The organism is Ectothiorhodospira haloalkaliphila ATCC 51935, assembly GCF_000633935.1.
Lineage (GTDB): Bacteria > Pseudomonadota > Gammaproteobacteria > Ectothiorhodospirales > Ectothiorhodospiraceae > Ectothiorhodospira > Ectothiorhodospira haloalkaliphila.
The window spans coordinates 1,720,729-1,735,806 of sequence record NZ_KK214998.1 but is presented as its reverse complement, the minus strand read 5'-3'; the positions used below and the strand labels follow the sequence as shown (position 1 = coordinate 1,735,806).

12 protein-coding genes are annotated in these 15,078 nt (G+C 63.0%); 1 reads left to right on the top strand and 11 read right to left on the bottom strand.

The window, feature by feature from the left end; translation table 11 throughout:
- Positions 1–94 precede the first annotated feature (94 nt).
- From ECTHA_RS0115930 to ECTHA_RS0115915, 4 genes are read right to left on the bottom strand one after another with little or no spacing between them, the layout of a single operon-like run.
- Positions 95–985, bottom strand: a complete 891-nt coding sequence (locus ECTHA_RS0115930) for a DUF7281 domain-containing protein (protein WP_025280991.1) — start codon at positions 983–985, stop codon at positions 95–97.
- Positions 982–2,229 carry a hypothetical protein gene (locus ECTHA_RS0115925; protein WP_025280990.1) on the bottom strand — a complete coding sequence of 416 codons (1,248 nt, stop codon included), beginning with the start codon at positions 2,227–2,229 and terminating at the stop codon, positions 982–984. Before ECTHA_RS0115925 ends, ECTHA_RS0115930 begins: the two co-directional genes overlap by 4 nt.
- Positions 2,226–2,849, bottom strand: a complete 624-nt coding sequence (locus ECTHA_RS0115920; protein ID WP_025280989.1) for a condensin complex protein MksE — start codon at positions 2,847–2,849, stop codon at positions 2,226–2,228. The genes ECTHA_RS0115925 and ECTHA_RS0115920 overlap by 4 nt, the downstream gene beginning before the upstream one ends.
- Entirely contained in the window at positions 2,846–6,511 is a 3,666-nt protein-coding gene (locus ECTHA_RS0115915) for an ATP-binding protein (RefSeq protein WP_025280988.1), read from the bottom strand. The genes ECTHA_RS0115920 and ECTHA_RS0115915 overlap by 4 nt, the downstream gene beginning before the upstream one ends.
- A gap of 186 nt (positions 6,512–6,697) precedes the next feature.
- Between ECTHA_RS0115915 and ECTHA_RS18720 the strand changes: the two genes are divergently transcribed.
- Positions 6,698–9,235 carry a sensor domain-containing protein gene (locus ECTHA_RS18720; protein ID WP_025280987.1) on the top strand — a complete coding sequence of 846 codons (2,538 nt, stop codon included), beginning with the start codon at positions 6,698–6,700 and terminating at the stop codon, positions 9,233–9,235.
- Here ECTHA_RS18720 and ECTHA_RS0115905 read toward each other — a convergent pair.
- The 7 genes from ECTHA_RS0115905 to dinB all read right to left on the bottom strand — a co-directional run bounded on the left by ECTHA_RS0115905 (position 9,226) and on the right by dinB (position 14,899).
- Complete coding sequence (locus ECTHA_RS0115905; protein ID WP_026623881.1) at positions 9,226–9,459, bottom strand: hypothetical protein; 234 nt, start codon at positions 9,457–9,459, stop codon at positions 9,226–9,228. The genes ECTHA_RS18720 and ECTHA_RS0115905 overlap by 10 nt on opposite strands.
- Positions 9,452–10,039, bottom strand: coding sequence for a hypothetical protein (locus ECTHA_RS0115900; protein ID WP_029762287.1), 588 nt, complete (start codon positions 10,037–10,039; stop codon positions 9,452–9,454). Before ECTHA_RS0115900 ends, ECTHA_RS0115905 begins: the two co-directional genes overlap by 8 nt.
- Positions 10,040–10,761: 722 nt before the next feature.
- A complete protein-coding gene (locus tag ECTHA_RS0115895; RefSeq protein WP_025280986.1) occupies positions 10,762–11,949 on the bottom strand; it encodes a hypothetical protein in 1,188 nt (395 codons plus the stop codon).
- Positions 11,950–12,364: 415 nt separating this feature from the next.
- Positions 12,365–12,694, bottom strand: coding sequence for a type II toxin-antitoxin system RelE/ParE family toxin (locus ECTHA_RS0115890; protein ID WP_025280985.1), 330 nt, complete (start codon positions 12,692–12,694; stop codon positions 12,365–12,367).
- On the bottom strand, positions 12,691–12,933 hold the full coding sequence (locus tag ECTHA_RS0115885; protein WP_419398006.1) for a type II toxin-antitoxin system ParD family antitoxin: 243 nt from the start codon (positions 12,931–12,933) through the stop codon (positions 12,691–12,693). The genes ECTHA_RS0115890 and ECTHA_RS0115885 overlap by 4 nt, the downstream gene beginning before the upstream one ends.
- 196 nt (positions 12,934–13,129) lie before the next feature.
- Positions 13,130–13,423 (bottom strand): hypothetical protein, encoded by a 294-nt coding sequence (locus ECTHA_RS18715; protein WP_025280983.1) that lies wholly within the window; start codon positions 13,421–13,423, stop codon positions 13,130–13,132.
- 318 nt (positions 13,424–13,741) lie between these two features.
- Positions 13,742–14,899, bottom strand: a complete 1,158-nt coding sequence (gene dinB, locus ECTHA_RS18710) for a DNA polymerase IV (protein ID WP_084307083.1) — start codon at positions 14,897–14,899, stop codon at positions 13,742–13,744.
- Positions 14,900–15,078 lie beyond the last annotated feature (179 nt).

Genomic DNA, 15,078 nt, shown 5'->3' with positions numbered 1-15,078 from the left:
TGAGGAGCCGCATAAGGGCGGGCCGGTCCCAATCATCGTGGAATATGGATATGATAATCAAGAGATTGGGCGCCCGATTGAAACAGCCAGCAGGTTAGCCGGATCGAATCGCGCCCAGCGGCACGACCACCAACTGCCCACTGAACCACTGCTGACGCAGGCCGCGTTGCTGCCCGAGCAGGATGGCCAGATAGTCTCCGAGGGGGTGTCCCGCGGGCAGACCGGCCTCGATGTCATGCAGGGCCGCCTGGTATTGGTACTGCCCTTCCGGCAGGTGCTCGGAGGTGGCGCGCTCGCCCAACCATGCGATGGGTGGCAGCAGCAGGTCGGTTGCGCCGCTGCTCAGGGCATTGCGAATACCGGCGGCGTCGAAGTCGCCAAAGTAGACATGCGGCCTGGCTGTGCTCGCCCAGGCATCGGACAGCCTGCCGAAACCTCCGCCATAGTGGCTGTCCCCTCGATAGAGCAGCAGTGGGCAAGACCACGAAGCCAGCGCCGGAAGATGGGACGCCAGGCCGTAGAAGCTGTCCAGGTTTTCCACCTGAACCAGGACGTCGAAGGCGGAGAGCTGGATCTGCCGCCAGTCCAGATCATGGACATCGCGAGGCGTCGCGGCGATGCCGGGCCGCACCGCGCCAGCGGGCAAGCTGGCCAGCACGCGGTGGTCGCGCGGATTCTCCCGCACGCCCTTCTCCTCACGGTTGCCGTGGCGGGCCTGTTCGGCAGTGGTGAGACCGCTGAGGTTGGCGTCGATGGGAGGCAGCCCCGAGGCAACCAGGGTGGCGTCGATCTGCGCCAGCAACTCGCGGTCGAAGCGCAAGGTACGGGTGGAACACCGCATGCCCAGCACCATGTCGTGCTCATGGCACCAGGCCTCGATCTCTGCCATGACCTTGCCGCTGCGGGATTTGGCCACGCCGGGCTCGTGCAGCAGCTTCTTGCGCACCTCACGCAGCAGCCTGTAAGCACCCGGTGACAGATTCATGCCGGCAGCGCCAATTGCAACTGGACGTCGTGGATCAGGTAAAGATGGTTAAGGGGGCTGGCCTGGGTTTCCACCTGACGCAGCCGGAAGGCACGCTGCTCGCTTCGGGGCAGGCCCTGATACTCGGCGATCACCTGGAAGAGCCAGATCTCCTCATCCCATTCCAGATCGCTGCCCTGCAGATATTCCAGGGCACTGAGTCCCTCGCCGTCGTGGTCCACCACCGCTAGATAGAACCCCTCCACATCTTCCTTGAGAGCCTGCTGGCGCGCGGCCACCTGGGTGTCCTCGGGCAACTCGGCGGCACCGGCGGCAGTGACCGGCTGGGGGCGTGATGCGGGCCGAGGCAGGCGGTGCAGCAATTCGGCCGCCAGACGGGCATCGGCATCGTGGTCCAGGGCCACGGCGCCCGCGGGCATGATGGGCGCCGCCCGGTTGATCAGCTCCGGCACTTCGCTGCGCATGGCGTAGTTGCCGGGCACGAAGTTCGGGTGCTCGCGCAGGAAGCCCACCATGCCGGCCACCAGACGGCTGCGCGACTGCTGTTGACGGAAGCGGGCCATCAATTCGATGAGCCGTCGCTGCACCTCCCGAAGGCTGGTGTAGTGGTGGGTAAGTTGCTGCTGCAAACCGCTGACCAGCAGCTTGCGCAGGGCGCCATCGCTGCCCACCAGTTCGATGAGTTCATTGAAGTCGATCAGTTCCAGACCGTCCAGCAGGCGCACGATCTGTTTCTGAGCACGCTCATTCTCGCGGATCTTGTCGCCCAGGCGGCTGACAAAACCGAAGTCGCTGTTGAGTCGCCGCCACAGGCTGTCAATGGCGTCGGCGAAGCGACCATTGAGATCATCCACTTCCTGGCGCAGGCGCAGGAGCTGCTGCTCCTGGCGCCAGTACTCGCCGGCGTCGCGGGCCTCCCGGTAGCTCTGCACCAGCGTGCGCACCAGCTCGAGCGTCTCGGCCACGTCGGCATTCACGTGGCGGCGGGTCTCGTCGGCCAGCATCTCGGCGATCAACTCACGCACCTTGGGGGCCAGCTTGACGCCGCTTTGTTCGTCGGGCCGCCAAAGGATGCGCGCTGCCAGCAGGCGGTTCAACGCGGTGGTGCTCAGCCCTTCCAGCGGCACCTCATCGCAGGCGTAGCCGGCCATCAGCGTCTCGGCATGCTTGCCCAACAGCGCCAGGCGCTCCACACCGGCGCTGATCAACCGGCTCTCCAGGGCGTGGGGGTCGCCGCCGCTCATAGCAGGCTCTGCTGCGTGGGCGCCTGATCTTCAATGGGCAGATTCTCCTCATCACGGATGAATCGCACCAGGTCGATCAGATAATCGATCTTGCCGGTCACCACGTAGTACTGGCGATCAGCGTGGGGCTGCTGCAGGTAACCATGCTCCTTGAGTCGCTTGAAGACCTGTTTGAGTTGGGCGTCCAGTTGGTCGCTCTGGGAGCCGAAGAAAGGGTCGGAAGCCAGCCGCTCCAGTCGCTCGCGCAGGCCCTGATGATCCTCGCAGCGGGAGCTGAAGTCGGCGGGCTTGAGTACGTCCCCGGGGGCCGCCAGGCCATCGCGGCCCAGTGCCTCCTGCACCAACTGCAGCCACTCCAGCATCGGCATCAGGCTGCCCACCGTGTCGCCCAGCTGGCGCGAGAGCTGCTCGCGGGCGGCCTCGTCGAGCCGCAGCCAGGACAGGAAGTAGACGGTCCCATCGGTGTTGGTGGCCAGGCGACGGTTGAGTGGGCGCAGATAGTCATCGATCTGCTCACGGATCGTCTCGTCCTGCAGGTGGCGAAAGGCGGCCTCGTCGCTCACCGCACAGATGAAGTCGCCGGCCAGCAGGCGCTCCAGCAGCGGACCCTGTTCGATCATGGGTTCACCTCCTCCGTGCGGGCCTGCAGACGCTGGGCCAGGCGGCTCAGACGGGGTTCGATGCGCTTGAGACGACGCTTGGCCGGGTCGGCCTCATCGCGGTCGATCAGGTAGCGGTTGCGGAACAGCAGCAGCACATCCGACTCCGGGTTGGGGAAGGCGCCCACGATATGGATGCGGTTGTTGTCGCAGGCATCGAAGATCTTCTCCACATTGTGATAGGCCAGGGTGCCGATCTCGTCGATGGGCCAGTGGATGGCCACCTGGGCCTCACCGCGCAGCAACCGGGTGAAGGCGAGCAGGAACTTGCACAGGATCAGGTAGGCCATGCCGTGACTGGAGGACTCCAGCAACTGGCGGTCGCTCTTGATCACCAGATCCGTACCGCCCTCGTTCAGGTGCAGTTCCAGGCGCAACAGGCTCTCGAAGCTGTACTGCTGGTCACTGCGCAACAACTCCACCACATCGGCCAGGGCGTCCAGGTAGTCATCCCCGGGCAGCGGCTGGCCGGAGTCCCGCCAGTCGCGGTAGTGCTGGGTGAAGCGCTTGAGCGGCTCCCAGAAACCCAGCTCATCGATGGTGGACTGAATCTTCACCTCCGCACGGCCAATACCTTCCAGCTTGAGATCATCCGCCACTTCGTCCGAGAGACGCCGGCTCTGGGCGTTGATGCGCCGGTTGAGATCGCGGAACACGGTGAAGAACTTGTCCAGGTCGTCGCCCAGGTTGCGTCCTTCCTGCTGGAGTTGCTCCTGCCGGCCCTCCAGCAACTGGAGCATGCCGGCCAGTACACTCAGCAGGCGACGGGGGCTGGTGTCTTCAAGCCGGGTGCGCTCCGCCTCCAGGGTCTCGTGGAAATCGGTGCTGGCGCCCTTGATCAGGTCGGACTCCATCTTCTCGCAGCCCCGGCGCAGCTCATCCTGGGTGCGGGCGTGGTCGGTCAGTGCCTGGCGGACGCGTTCAATGCGCTCGCTGACATCCCCCGGGGCCTCACTCCGGGAATCCGGGGCCTGTTCCAGGGGCAGTGCATCCAGCCGGGTGAGCAGTGGCGCGAGGGTGTCGATCAACTGCTGTTGCGCGCCGCGCTGCTTCTCCAGATCCGCGACCGCCTCGCGATACTCCCTGCGCGCGGTGTCGAACTGCTGCTTGAGGTGCTCACGCTCGCGCACGGCGCTCTGGTGCTCACCGCCCAGCTCAGACTCGCGCGCCACCAACTGCGGCTTGCGTTCACCCCAATCCACCCGCATGAAGCGTGTGTAGGCTTCAAGCTCCTCACGACGCCGCTCGGTCTGGCGAATGCGCTGTTCCAGGGCCTCCAGGCGTGAGCGGGTCTGGTTCAGGCTGACGGTATCCACACCCTGCTCGGCCAGTTCGCGCTCGAAGGCAGCCTCAAGCTCCTCGCGCTGACGGCGATTCTCCTGCCTGAACCCGGTCAACTGGCCACGATACTGGGCAATCTGCTCATCGAAATCGGCCAGCCGCCCCGTGAATTCGTCACTCAAGGCCTGTCGCTGGGCGCGGTGGGTATCGGCCAGCGCCTCCAGGGCCTGTTCCCGCTCTTGATTCAGCGCCTGCTGCTGGGCCTCCTGCTCATTGAGCTCCTCGCGGCAGGCGGCCTGGCGTGCCTGGCGAGCTGCCTCATGACGCTCCCAACACTGGCTGCGGGCTTGCAGGGCATAGTCTACCTCTTCGGCGGCGCGGCGCTGGGTCGAACGGGCACGATCCAGCCGGGCGGCGGCCTCCTGTACCTTGTCATGGCGGGCCTTGAGCGCCTTCTCCGCGGCTTCTTCGGCCTTTCGGGCCTGATCCAGCGCCTGCTGGGCGGCCTCGATCCCGGCCAGCAGCGTGGCCTCGTCCTGGGCATGATCAGGCAGGGCGATGGCAGCAAGATCCACCACCAACCCATAAAGATCGTCACTGGCACCATCGTTGAACTGCGGGGCCAGGTCACGACGCTGGAGCAGTTCCGGAGCGATCACCTTGCCCAGGCTCTGTTCCCAGCCCGGACGGTGATGACGCAGGAAGTGCCGCAGGCTGCCCTGGGCGGGGTCACGCTGGATCAACAACCCATCAAGACGGGCCTCGGCCCGGGAGCGCTGCTGACGGGCAAGCTCCAGATCCCGCTCCGCAGTGTCGCGTTCTCGCTTGCGCTCGTCGAGTTCGCCACGCACCGCCTCCAATGCGGCAGCAGCTGCGCTTTGTTCGCCCTGAGCCTGATCGACCCGGGCCTGGACCTGACGGGCCTCGTGGGCTTCCTCGGTTGTCTGGCCGTCATGGGCCAGCCGGGCCTTGAGTTCGGCAAGACGGTTGGCGCCCTCATCCAGGCGGCTGCGGTAATCATCGTCCAGTGCCTTTCGGCGACGCTGGTGGTCGGCTTCCAGGCGCTCTTCCTGTTCATTCCGGGCCTCACGGCAGGCGTCCTTCTCCTTGTCGAGGGCATCAATGCGCGCCTGGGTTTCCTCGCGGCGGCGTTCGAGCAGGTCACCCAGCTCCACCAGCCGGGCATTCAGGCGCGCCTTGCTCTCCTGGGCCGCCTGCTGCATCAGTTCCAGGTGATCGCGCAGTTGCTGCAACTCCTCGCGCCACTGGGGCAGACTCTGGAGGTCGCGCTCGAGACCGGGCATATCGGCCTCCTTGAAGGCCTCGAACCGGCGCTGCAGATCATCGAGCTCAAGGCGAGTCCGCTTCAGCTCGCTGTCCAGCGCGCTGATCCGGTCGTCGAGGGTGCCGCGCGCCTCCTCATGTGCCTGCTCGCGGGCCCGGAAGTCGCGCCGCAGCTCATTGAGCCGGGCCTCGAGATCGGCCCAGGCCCGCTGGGCATGGTGATGGTCGGCCTTGAGCCGAGGGTGGAGCTGACACAGCGAAGTCTCCAGCTCGGCCATCTCGCGATCGAGGCGCTGCAGGTCTTCCAGAGCACGCTGCAGCGGCGCAAGGCGCATGGACTGGCGCATGCGGGCGATCCACTCCCGCGCCTTGGTGTTGCGGATGCGGGTGACCGGCAACTCGACGCCATCCTCCTCGAAGATGGCGGCCAGCATGGTCTTGAGGGTGTCCATCTTGCCCTCCTTGGCATGCACCGCAGAGACCAGCTTTTCCATATGACGGATGCGATGTGCCGGGCGCACCAGGCTGAAACGGGCTGCCATCTGACGCAGGCGCAATGCCTCGCGGCTGTTGCCGTATTGCTGGGTGAAGTCGTTCTGGATCACCGCGCGATATTCGGAGCTGGCACCGATTTTCTGAGACACATCAACGCCCTGGCGGCGCAGGCCGTTGGCCCACTGGGCATAGTCCAGCGCGGTCACACCGTCCTCGCCCGTGACCAGGTAGTCCTCGGGGCGATAGGGGGCACTGACGAAGCGATATTCCACACCGCCGTCACTCTTGCGGGTGAGGACCGCCTGACACACGTCGCCCGCCTCGCGGCGGTATTCATACACCAGGTAGCTGTTGCGGTGCGGCAGATAGAATTGGTCGAACTTCTGCCGCGTCCTCGGCACCACCTTGTTGGGCAACTCGCCATAAAACACCGGCACCAGCCGCTGCAGGGTGGTCTTGCCCGAGGCATTGGTGCCGCAGATATTGGTGTGGCCGTCCACATTCAGCTCGACCACCCCCTCAAGATGGCCGTGAATCATCACGATGCGTAACAGGTGCGCCATGTCGCGTTCTGGATCCCTTGACTTCGGAGGCGCCTATCTTGCCTTTGAAGGCTACAAAGGCGCCACCACAAAGTCATGCTTTGTAAACATCCCACTCGCATTCGAAGATCAGCCGTCAAAGCCGCGGTGAAAATAGAATAGCCACAGAAGTATTGATAGAGTGTCGGAATTCTGGACAAGGGCGCCATGTTACCCTTGCGATACATCAACTGCGATTGGAATATTCGCATGGAAGAGGACAATACCCCCCCGCGCGAGGCCTCTGATGAATCCGCTCGCCAGGGCTTGACGGAGGAATCGCGGCGGCACGATGAAGCGGCCCTGACACAGCTCCTGGACGCCGTGCCGGACATCTCGATCCAGGGGTATCGGCTGGATGGAACCGTGGTTTACTGGAACCCTGCCAGCGAGCATCTGTATGGCTACCCCGCCCGCGAGGCTCTGGGTGCCAATCTGGCGGATCTCATCATCCCTCCGGAGGATCTGGAGATCTTTCACCAGCGCATGCAGAAGGTGCGAGATGGCGTTCACCTGCCGCCCTCGGAGATGCTGATCCTGCGTCATCGCGAAGGCTACCCCGTGAAGGTCCTCTCCTGCCATGTGGTGGTGCCCCATGCCGAGGATGGCTTACGCCTCTATTGCATGGACATGGACATGGCCGCACGGCTCCGGGATCAGGAGTGGCTGTGGGAGGCCGTGCAAGGGGGCAACGTGGGCTTGTTCGAGTGGCGGCCCGACGGGAGCGTGATCCTGTCGCGTGAACTCAAGGGGCAACTGGGGTACCTGGATCACCAACTGCATAATGATATGGAGGCCTGGCGGTCGTTGATCCACCCCGACGAGCGGGATGAGGACATCCGGCTATTCGAGCAATACACACGCCGGCCAAAGGGGCGCTTTCGTATCGAGGTGCGCATGCGCCATCGGACTGGTGGCTGGCGATGGATCCTTTATCAAGCCTCCCCCGTTTACGGCCCGGACGGATGCCTGAGCAAGATCCTGGGTTCCAGCGTGGATGTCACCGAGCGCAAGCTGGCCGAAGAGCAAAGCGAGCGACTGGCCTACGCGGTGGAGCAAAGTCCCAGTGTCATGATACTCACCAACACCGACGGCGTGATCGAGTACGTCAACCAGCGTTTCTGCGACAACACCGGCTTCTCCCGAGATGAGGTGCTGGGGAAGCGCCCGGGGATGTTGCGCTACGGCGAGACAAACAGCGAAAAATCCCACCAGCTGTGGACAACCATCCAAAGCGGCAAAACCTGGGAGGGCGAGTTCCACAACCGCAAGCGGTCCGGCGAGCCGTACTGGGAGCAGGCAAGGATCTCACCGATCCGCAATGCACGGGGTGAAGTCACTCACTACATCAAACTGGCGGAGGACATCTCCGACAAGCGGGCCCTGAACGAGCGCCTGGAATACCTCGCCTTCCACGACCCGTTGACAGGCCTGCCCAATCGCAGCCTCATACTGGATAGAATCGGTCAGGCAGTGGCACAGGCCCACCGCGATCAACATGCCCTGGCCGTGATGTTCATCGACCTGGATGATTTCAAGGTCATCAACGACTCACTGGGGCACGACCTGGGCGACCAGTTGCTGATCCAGGTGGCGCATCGCCTGCGCAGCCTGCTGCGCCAGGGGGACACGGTGGCCCGCTTCGGCGGCGACTCGTTCATCCTGCTGCTGCCCAAGCTTTCTCATGCGGAGGACGCCATCCCCGTACTCGAGAAGATCCAGAAGGTCCTGAACCAACCAATCCCCCTCTCGAGCCAACAGGTGTCCGTGACGGTAAGTATCGGTATTTCCATCCATCCCGGCGACAGCGACCGTCCGGAGGACTTGATACGTCATGCCGATGCCGCCATGTATCGCGCCAAGGCAGAGGGTCGACGCTGCTACCACTTCTACACCCCGGAGATGGATGCGGCGCTGCAGGAACGCATGGAACTGGATCAGTCCATGCGCCAGGCGCTGGAGAGAGGCGAATTCCATCTCGTTTATCAGCCCCGGGTGGACCTGGCCAGCGGGCGGGTGCTCAGCCTGGAAGCCCTGGTGCGCTGGCATCACCCCCAATGGGGCATGATCTCGCCGGGTCGCTTCATTCCCCTGGCGGAGGAGACCGGCTTCATTCTCTCGCTGGGGCCGGAGGTGCTGCGCCAGGCCTGCGAGCAGATTCGCGCCTGGAAGGCCCGGGGTGTGCCGACCGTGACTGTGGCGGTGAACCTGTCGGCACGGGAACTGCGTGAACCCGACGTGGTTGATCGCATTCTCGGGGTGCTGGCCGATACCGGCCTGGAGGCGAGCGATCTGGAAATCGAGATCACCGAAAGCGCCGCGATGAGTTCCATTGAACAGACCATACGCACCCTGACCGAACTCAACACCCAGGGTGTGCGCATCTCCATCGATGATTTCGGCACCGCCTATTCATCGCTCAACTACCTCAAGCGCCTGCCGGTGCATGCCATCAAGATCGATCAATCCTTCGTCTCCGAGATGAAGGATGACCCCGCCAACCACCCCGAGGATGCCGCCATCATCCGGGCCATCATCGGCCTGGGCGAGACCCTGGGCTTGAAGGTCATCGCCGAAGGCATCGAGAACACCTTGCAGCGGGACTTCCTGCTGGATCATGGCTGCGTGCAAGGGCAGGGCTATCTGTATAGCCGGCCGGTGCCGGCCGAAGATGTGGAACGGTTGCTGAATCCTGCTCAGGCATAGCGGCCCAGGCCCAGGCCGTCGGAATCGATACCCGTTGAATGGCCGAAGACCAGATCAGCCACGAACCGTGACGAGCCCAGGGACATGGTCCAGCCCAACGTTCCGTGACCCATGTTCAGGAACAGGTTGTCGTGACATGTACTGCCCAGGATGAGCGCGCTTTCCGGCGTCATGGGCCGCGCGGCGTTGTGGCGGCAGGCGGCGCGCCTGGAGAGGTCACTCATGACGTTGCATGAACCAGAGCACCAGCCGATGGGTGACCCACCAGGCGATCCCCAGGCCCAGCATGAGCAAGAGGAGCCAGAGTCCCTCGTGTATGCGACCGGGCTCCAGCCAGGGCATGCTCAATACCCAATTGACGTTTTGCCCCTCATCCACCGTCAGACGCGTGATCAACACAACGCCCCACCCCGCAGGCACGAGCCACCGCCACGCCCGCGCGTCGTACCCCAGACGCCAGACCATCCACCACAGGGCGAAGGGCAGCACCAGGTGGTAAAGCGACAGCGCACGGACCAGTAGCGGGATCTCGGGATCGAACATGTAGTCCACCATCCCGAACGGGGCCTGCCCCATGAGCACAAGGCCACCGAGAAAATCCACGATCCACCCAAGCTCCAGCAACCCCACACACACCAGCAGGGCCGAAGCCAGACGGGAACTCGATGTCCAGGCGGCCACCAGCCCACCCAGCAGGGCCAGGTTGGAAAACCAGAAGAAGTTCACCCAGGGATAGTGGATGGCGTACACCGGTACCAGCGCCACGGCCAGGCCAAGATAGGCCAGCCGGAACCATAGTGGCATGGGGTGGGGAACTTGCTTGATGACTTTTCCGCCCATGCAGGCAGGGTACATTCATTCGGATATCAGTTACACCCGGGCACTGCTGGCCCCGGATTCTTGATTCACATGTCACTTGCATGATGTCTGGCGTCTGGATGATAAAGCTCCGAACCTGCGGCCAAGCCCCGGCACGACTTCTTAACTGACAAGTCCCATGACAGGGATAGACTGAAGGACTTTGTGCGCTCCTTCAGAGCCTGATGGGCGTGTAGGAAAATCCCTACAACGGTTCCCCGCATTTGCTGCATTAATCCGGACAGGCGGGGGTTACAGTGACAGCCTGCAAGTGCATACTCAACGTCCCATCCGAGCGCACTAAACCGCGTCAGAAGTGCGGGTTTGGAAGATGAGCTGATTTGGTGCGTGCGTACCACTTTAGCGCACAAATCCAATCCTTGAAACCTTCACTGCGTGATTGGCGGTGTACCATCCACTGAATTCAGGACGATAAATTCATGGAACAAAAGGCAGTAGAACCGGAAACACGCATTGTGGAGTTGGTAACGCACCCTGTATCCGAGTCTATACCAAATGCAAATCCGTGACCAAGCTCGCCTGGAAGATGCGGGGCTGGCACTGATTGACGATGCCATTGCGGCATCCCTCATTTGCTCACCCTGGGCAAGAGCGACTTTGAAGCCATCGAGGGGATGGGCAAGGATCCGTTCTTTCCCTGGTGGTGATCATCGCAGGAGGCCCGCCTTGTCGAGCCGCTTCATCCATGCGGGGCGCCCGGCGTGAGTCACCAACAGTTTTTCAAGGTCGCGGCGAAACTCCTGACCTCGCTCGGCAGCATGTAGGGCCTCGGCCAGATCCTGCAGGCGCTGAAGGGCCTCGTCGTAGGCGGCACCGGTGCGGCGCTGCAAGAGCGCGTCGATGTCGTGCCAGGCACGATCCGCCTGTTTGGCTACTCCCGCGAGATAGCTTGCGCGTTCTGCCTTTTGCTTGGCCTCTTCGGCTTCACGCGCTTCACGTTCGCGTTCGAGACGCAGGCTGCGTGCCATTTCCACGCCGGACTCAATGACGGTCAAGGTGCGTCGAGCCGGACAGCTGACCATCTGGCGCTGCGTGCGCTGCCAGGCAAGGAATTCGCCGCGCAGCCGCCGTTCGGCCTCCGAAGACCGGCCCAGCAGCATCAGCCGCAATGGAGCACGTAGAGTCTCGGCGGCCTGCGTGGCCAGCCAGTCGTCGATGTCCGATTCAGCCGCTTGCGGCGACGGCAGTTCGGGACTTGCTACAGCGGCTGACGCGATCAGGTCCGAATCTAGCAGGAGAAAATCGGCCAACGCCTTCTGCGCCGGGGTGAGCGCCCCCAGCCCCGCTGGTAGTGGCGGTTCGGAATCCCCCGCATCGAACTCGCCTTCACTGACCCTCGCAAGCCACCCGAGATAGAGCGGGCGGGTGTCTCCGCGCAGCAGCTCCTCCCGCAGTGGCAGCAGGCGTGTCATCCAACCAGGACCATCGTTCTCAATCCAGAAACGATCGTGCGAACGGGATTCGTCGTTGAACCACCACTCCAGTATCCAGTGTTCCCCGTTGTTCAAAGCTCGAAAAGCGGGAGGATAGACGGACGACGGGCCGTTTTCCGGCACCAAGGCCGCATAGTCCGCGAGCGTTCCCTCTTCGAAACACGATCGGGGCAGGCGCAACAGTAGCCGGCAAGTGCCCCAGTTCGCCGAATAGACATGCGCGTCGAAGTAGTGCCGTAGCAAGGCCAGAGGATCGGCCTTTAAATCACCCCAGTGGTACTCGTTGACGAACCCGCCAGGCGTAATTCGAGCCCGGGACGAGTAGCGGCGCAGCTCGGTCTGCTCCTGCACGCTCAAAGAACGGTCGACCGCCGTGAATTCGTAATACTGATACTCGCTCATGGCGCGGGTGCTCCTTCCTGTAATGGCCACGATCACTTCATTCCAGCGCGGCAAAGGACTAAATGGTTTGCGGCCGCTGGGTCAGCGCAGGCCAAATACCCGGTTCGTGTCGAGACAACCGATGACCGCCGGTGGCAGTGGTCGGCCCAAATCCGCGACGCGCCTGCGGACCACTCCGGGCAGCGACCTGGTTGCAAGCAACCACCGGTTCTTCGTGATGAACACCGGGCTTTCCTGCCGTCCGGGCTGTCTCCCGACCACGGCTGCGTGAGTCGACCATTACGATAGGCGGTGAGCATCGTGATCGTCACAACCATCACAAGCGCTAACCCGGTGTGACGGTAGTGATGGTTGTGAAGGTTGCTTCTATTGTTGACGCCGCCAGAAATCCAGAAATGCCGCAGCGTTCCGACCGTCATACGTCGTCGGGCTCTTGCATCCACGCCGGGATGTCCCTGTTACCATGCAGCACGCGCCAGACGTCCATGTGGTCGGGACGCTCGACGTAGAACACGACCTGCGGGTAGTGTGTCAGCGGCCAAGCGCGCAGGCCGGGCAAATTGAGTTCGTGTGCGTAGCGCGGTGAGCCCGTTGCAGGATGGCGACCGATGTGGCCGTAGGCCTCCTCCAGTGCATCGATGAAGCCGAGCGCCACGGCTTCCATCGCCTCACCCAGGTAGTAGGCAAGAGCCTCGTCAACATCCCGGTGGGCCTGCTCACGCGGGATGACCGCCTTGGCTTTCACTCGTGAGCGCCGGCTTTGCCGCTCTTGCGCACCCGTTCACGCAGGCCTTCAAAGTAACGGGCATCGGCTGCTCCCGCCGGGACCGAGGCTGCTCCTGCCAACAGCAGCTTGCGCAGATGCAAGCGCTCCTGATCCTTGCGGATCAATTCACGCACGTACTCGCTGCTGGTGCCATAGCCGCGCTGGCTGACCTGTTCGTCCACGAAGGACTTCAGACTGTCCGGGAGAGAGATGTTCATCGTGCTCATGGGAAAAGCGTAGGTTCATTGGCAAAATTTGGCAAGACCCGCAGGGCATCCGGCCAGCAGGTGATGTCGGAAGCCCCCGACGGAAGTTGTACGCGGATGGTTTCGAGCGCCACATCGTGACCGCGAAGTGAAGTGGTTCAATCGCAGCGGTCTCTTTTTGTCGTCATACCACCCGGCATGACCTCGTTCAAGGCGCTGGCGGCATTGAGAATCTGGATTCCCTGCCAGGGATGTTGGTGTCAAGCACCAGACGCACGTTTCTGCCCCTGCGCACCTCGTTTACTTCCTGTTGAATCTCTTCCATGGTCATTGATGGAAATTTTGCTGCCGCCAGCTTATCGGCGGCGGTGAACAGGTCGTCGATCGCGTGGCGGCGCAGGTTCTCGCGCAACATCGCTTCAATGGCATGCGGGTCGAGCAATCCGGCGTCCTTGGCTTCTTTGGCCAAGCTATCCGGCAAATCAATGGTCAGGGTTGTCATGGGCCTCCCGGGAAATGAACCTCGGTCAGATTGTAGCTCCTGAAGTACCTCATCTCGACCTTTGCTGAATGAGAGCATCCTCCACCACGCCTCCACCCTCAGGCATCCATATCGGGAAGTCGAAACAATGACCCTGAAAGATTCAGCAGAGTGGTGGACAAAGGTGGCAGCCAGCGGCGTACTCATCGCCTTGGTGATTGAGCGCTTCGTAGCGGGTGGGCTACCAGGATGGCCGAGTCCAGCCATCCCCCTCGCCCAGTTACTGGTGGTCTTCGGTGGCTGCATCACGCTGGCGCACTACGCCGTACGCCGTCAGCTTCACTCGTCGAAGGCCAACTCGCCCTGCTCCCAGACTCCAGGATTTTCAGCGACATCGGCAACCGGTACCAGAGCACTCACGCGCACACCCAGCAACCGCAACGGCTGATCCAGTGGCGCCCGGCGCAGGCACTCCCGGCTTGCGGCCAGCAGGTCCGCCTGCGCATCAATGGGATCACGCAGCGTGTGGTCCCGGGTCAGTGTGCGAAAGTCCGCGTAGCGCAGCTTGATGCCCACGGTTCGTCCACGCACGCCCAGCGCCTGCAGATCAGCGGCCACCCGTTCGCAAAGCGCCACCAGGATCCCGGTGAGTTCGGCACGATCCTGTCTCGGGTGCAGGTCACGCTCGAAGGTGGTCTCGCGACTGACCGACTTGCGCTCGGCCTCCGTGACCACCGGCCGGTCGTCACGTCCATGCGCGGCGTCATGCAGCCAGACGGCATATCGGGGCCCGAAGTGTTCCTGCAAAAGGCCGAGTTCTGTCCGGGCGAGATCACCGACGGTATGAATGTTCAGACGCGCCAGCCGCTCTGTGGACTTGGGCCCGATCCCGTTGATCTTGCTGGCCTTCAACGGCCATATCCGTTCCACCAGATCCGCCGGACCCACGCGCGTGAGACCGTCCGGCTTGTCGAACTCCGAAGCCATCTTCGCCAGCAGTTTGTTGGGCGCGATGCCGATCGAACAGGACAACCCCGTCGCCGTACGCACCGTCTCCTTGATCCGGCGGGCGATACCTTCAGGGTCGCTGCCGTGGGAGGTCAGGTCGATGTAGATCTCGTCGATCCCGCGGTCCTCGATCCTCGGTGCAAGGGCGGCAACCGCCGTCTTGAAACGCATCGAGTAGTGCCGGTAGGCCGTGAAATCAGCGGGCAGCAGAACCGCGTCCGGCACAAGACGAGCGGCGGTCATCAGGCCCATGCCGGAGTGCACACCCCGGGCGCGCGCCTCGTAGGTTGCGGTGGTCACCACGCCTCGCCCACGGTAATCACGCAGATGGGTGAACTGAAGAATACCGTCGTCGCCGGCCATCGGGGCCGTGACACGGCGCCCGCCGACCACGAGGGGCCACCCCCGCAGTTGCGGGTAGCGCAGCAATTCTACAGACGCGTAAAACGCATCCATGTCGAGATGGGCAATGCAGCGGTTGCCGTCCATGCGGCATTGTCCATGAATCCGCCGAATCGTGCACAGCCCCAAGGATACCGGGCTGCTGACCGCCAGCCCCGCCCCATCAGTTGATCGATAAAGAGCTTTTCCACGTCCCTATACCCTGCCCCTGCCTTGCCACGACTCCAAAGCTCAGTGAGTACCTTCGATGGTTGCGAAAGCAACAC

Excerpts from the sequence above, each read along its gene's own strand:
- ECTHA_RS0115930 (WP_025280991.1), bottom strand. The coding sequence starts at position 985 with ATGAATCTGTCACCGGGTGCTTACAGGCTGCTGCGTGAGGTGCGCAAG.
- ECTHA_RS0115925 (WP_025280990.1), bottom strand. The coding sequence starts at position 2,229 with ATGAGCGGCGGCGACCCCCACGCCCTGGAGAGCCGGTTGATCAGCGCC.
- ECTHA_RS0115920 (WP_025280989.1), bottom strand. The coding sequence starts at position 2,849 with ATGATCGAACAGGGTCCGCTGCTGGAGCGCCTGCTGGCCGGCGACTTC.
- ECTHA_RS0115915 (WP_025280988.1), bottom strand. The coding sequence starts at position 6,511 with ATGGCGCACCTGTTACGCATCGTGATGATTCACGGCCATCTTGAGGGG.
- ECTHA_RS18720 (WP_025280987.1), top strand. The coding sequence starts at position 6,698 with ATGTTACCCTTGCGATACATCAACTGCGATTGGAATATTCGCATGGAA.
- ECTHA_RS0115905 (WP_026623881.1), bottom strand. The coding sequence starts at position 9,459 with ATGAGTGACCTCTCCAGGCGCGCCGCCTGCCGCCACAACGCCGCGCGG.
- ECTHA_RS0115900 (WP_029762287.1), bottom strand. The coding sequence starts at position 10,039 with ATGCCACTATGGTTCCGGCTGGCCTATCTTGGCCTGGCCGTGGCGCTG.
- ECTHA_RS0115895 (WP_025280986.1), bottom strand. The coding sequence starts at position 11,949 with ATGAGCGAGTATCAGTATTACGAATTCACGGCGGTCGACCGTTCTTTG.
- ECTHA_RS0115885 (WP_419398006.1), bottom strand. The coding sequence starts at position 12,933 with ATGAACATCTCTCTCCCGGACAGTCTGAAGTCCTTCGTGGACGAACAG.
- ECTHA_RS18715 (WP_025280983.1), bottom strand. The coding sequence starts at position 13,423 with ATGACAACCCTGACCATTGATTTGCCGGATAGCTTGGCCAAAGAAGCC.
- dinB (WP_084307083.1), bottom strand. The coding sequence starts at position 14,899 with ATGGACGGCAACCGCTGCATTGCCCATCTCGACATGGATGCGTTTTAC.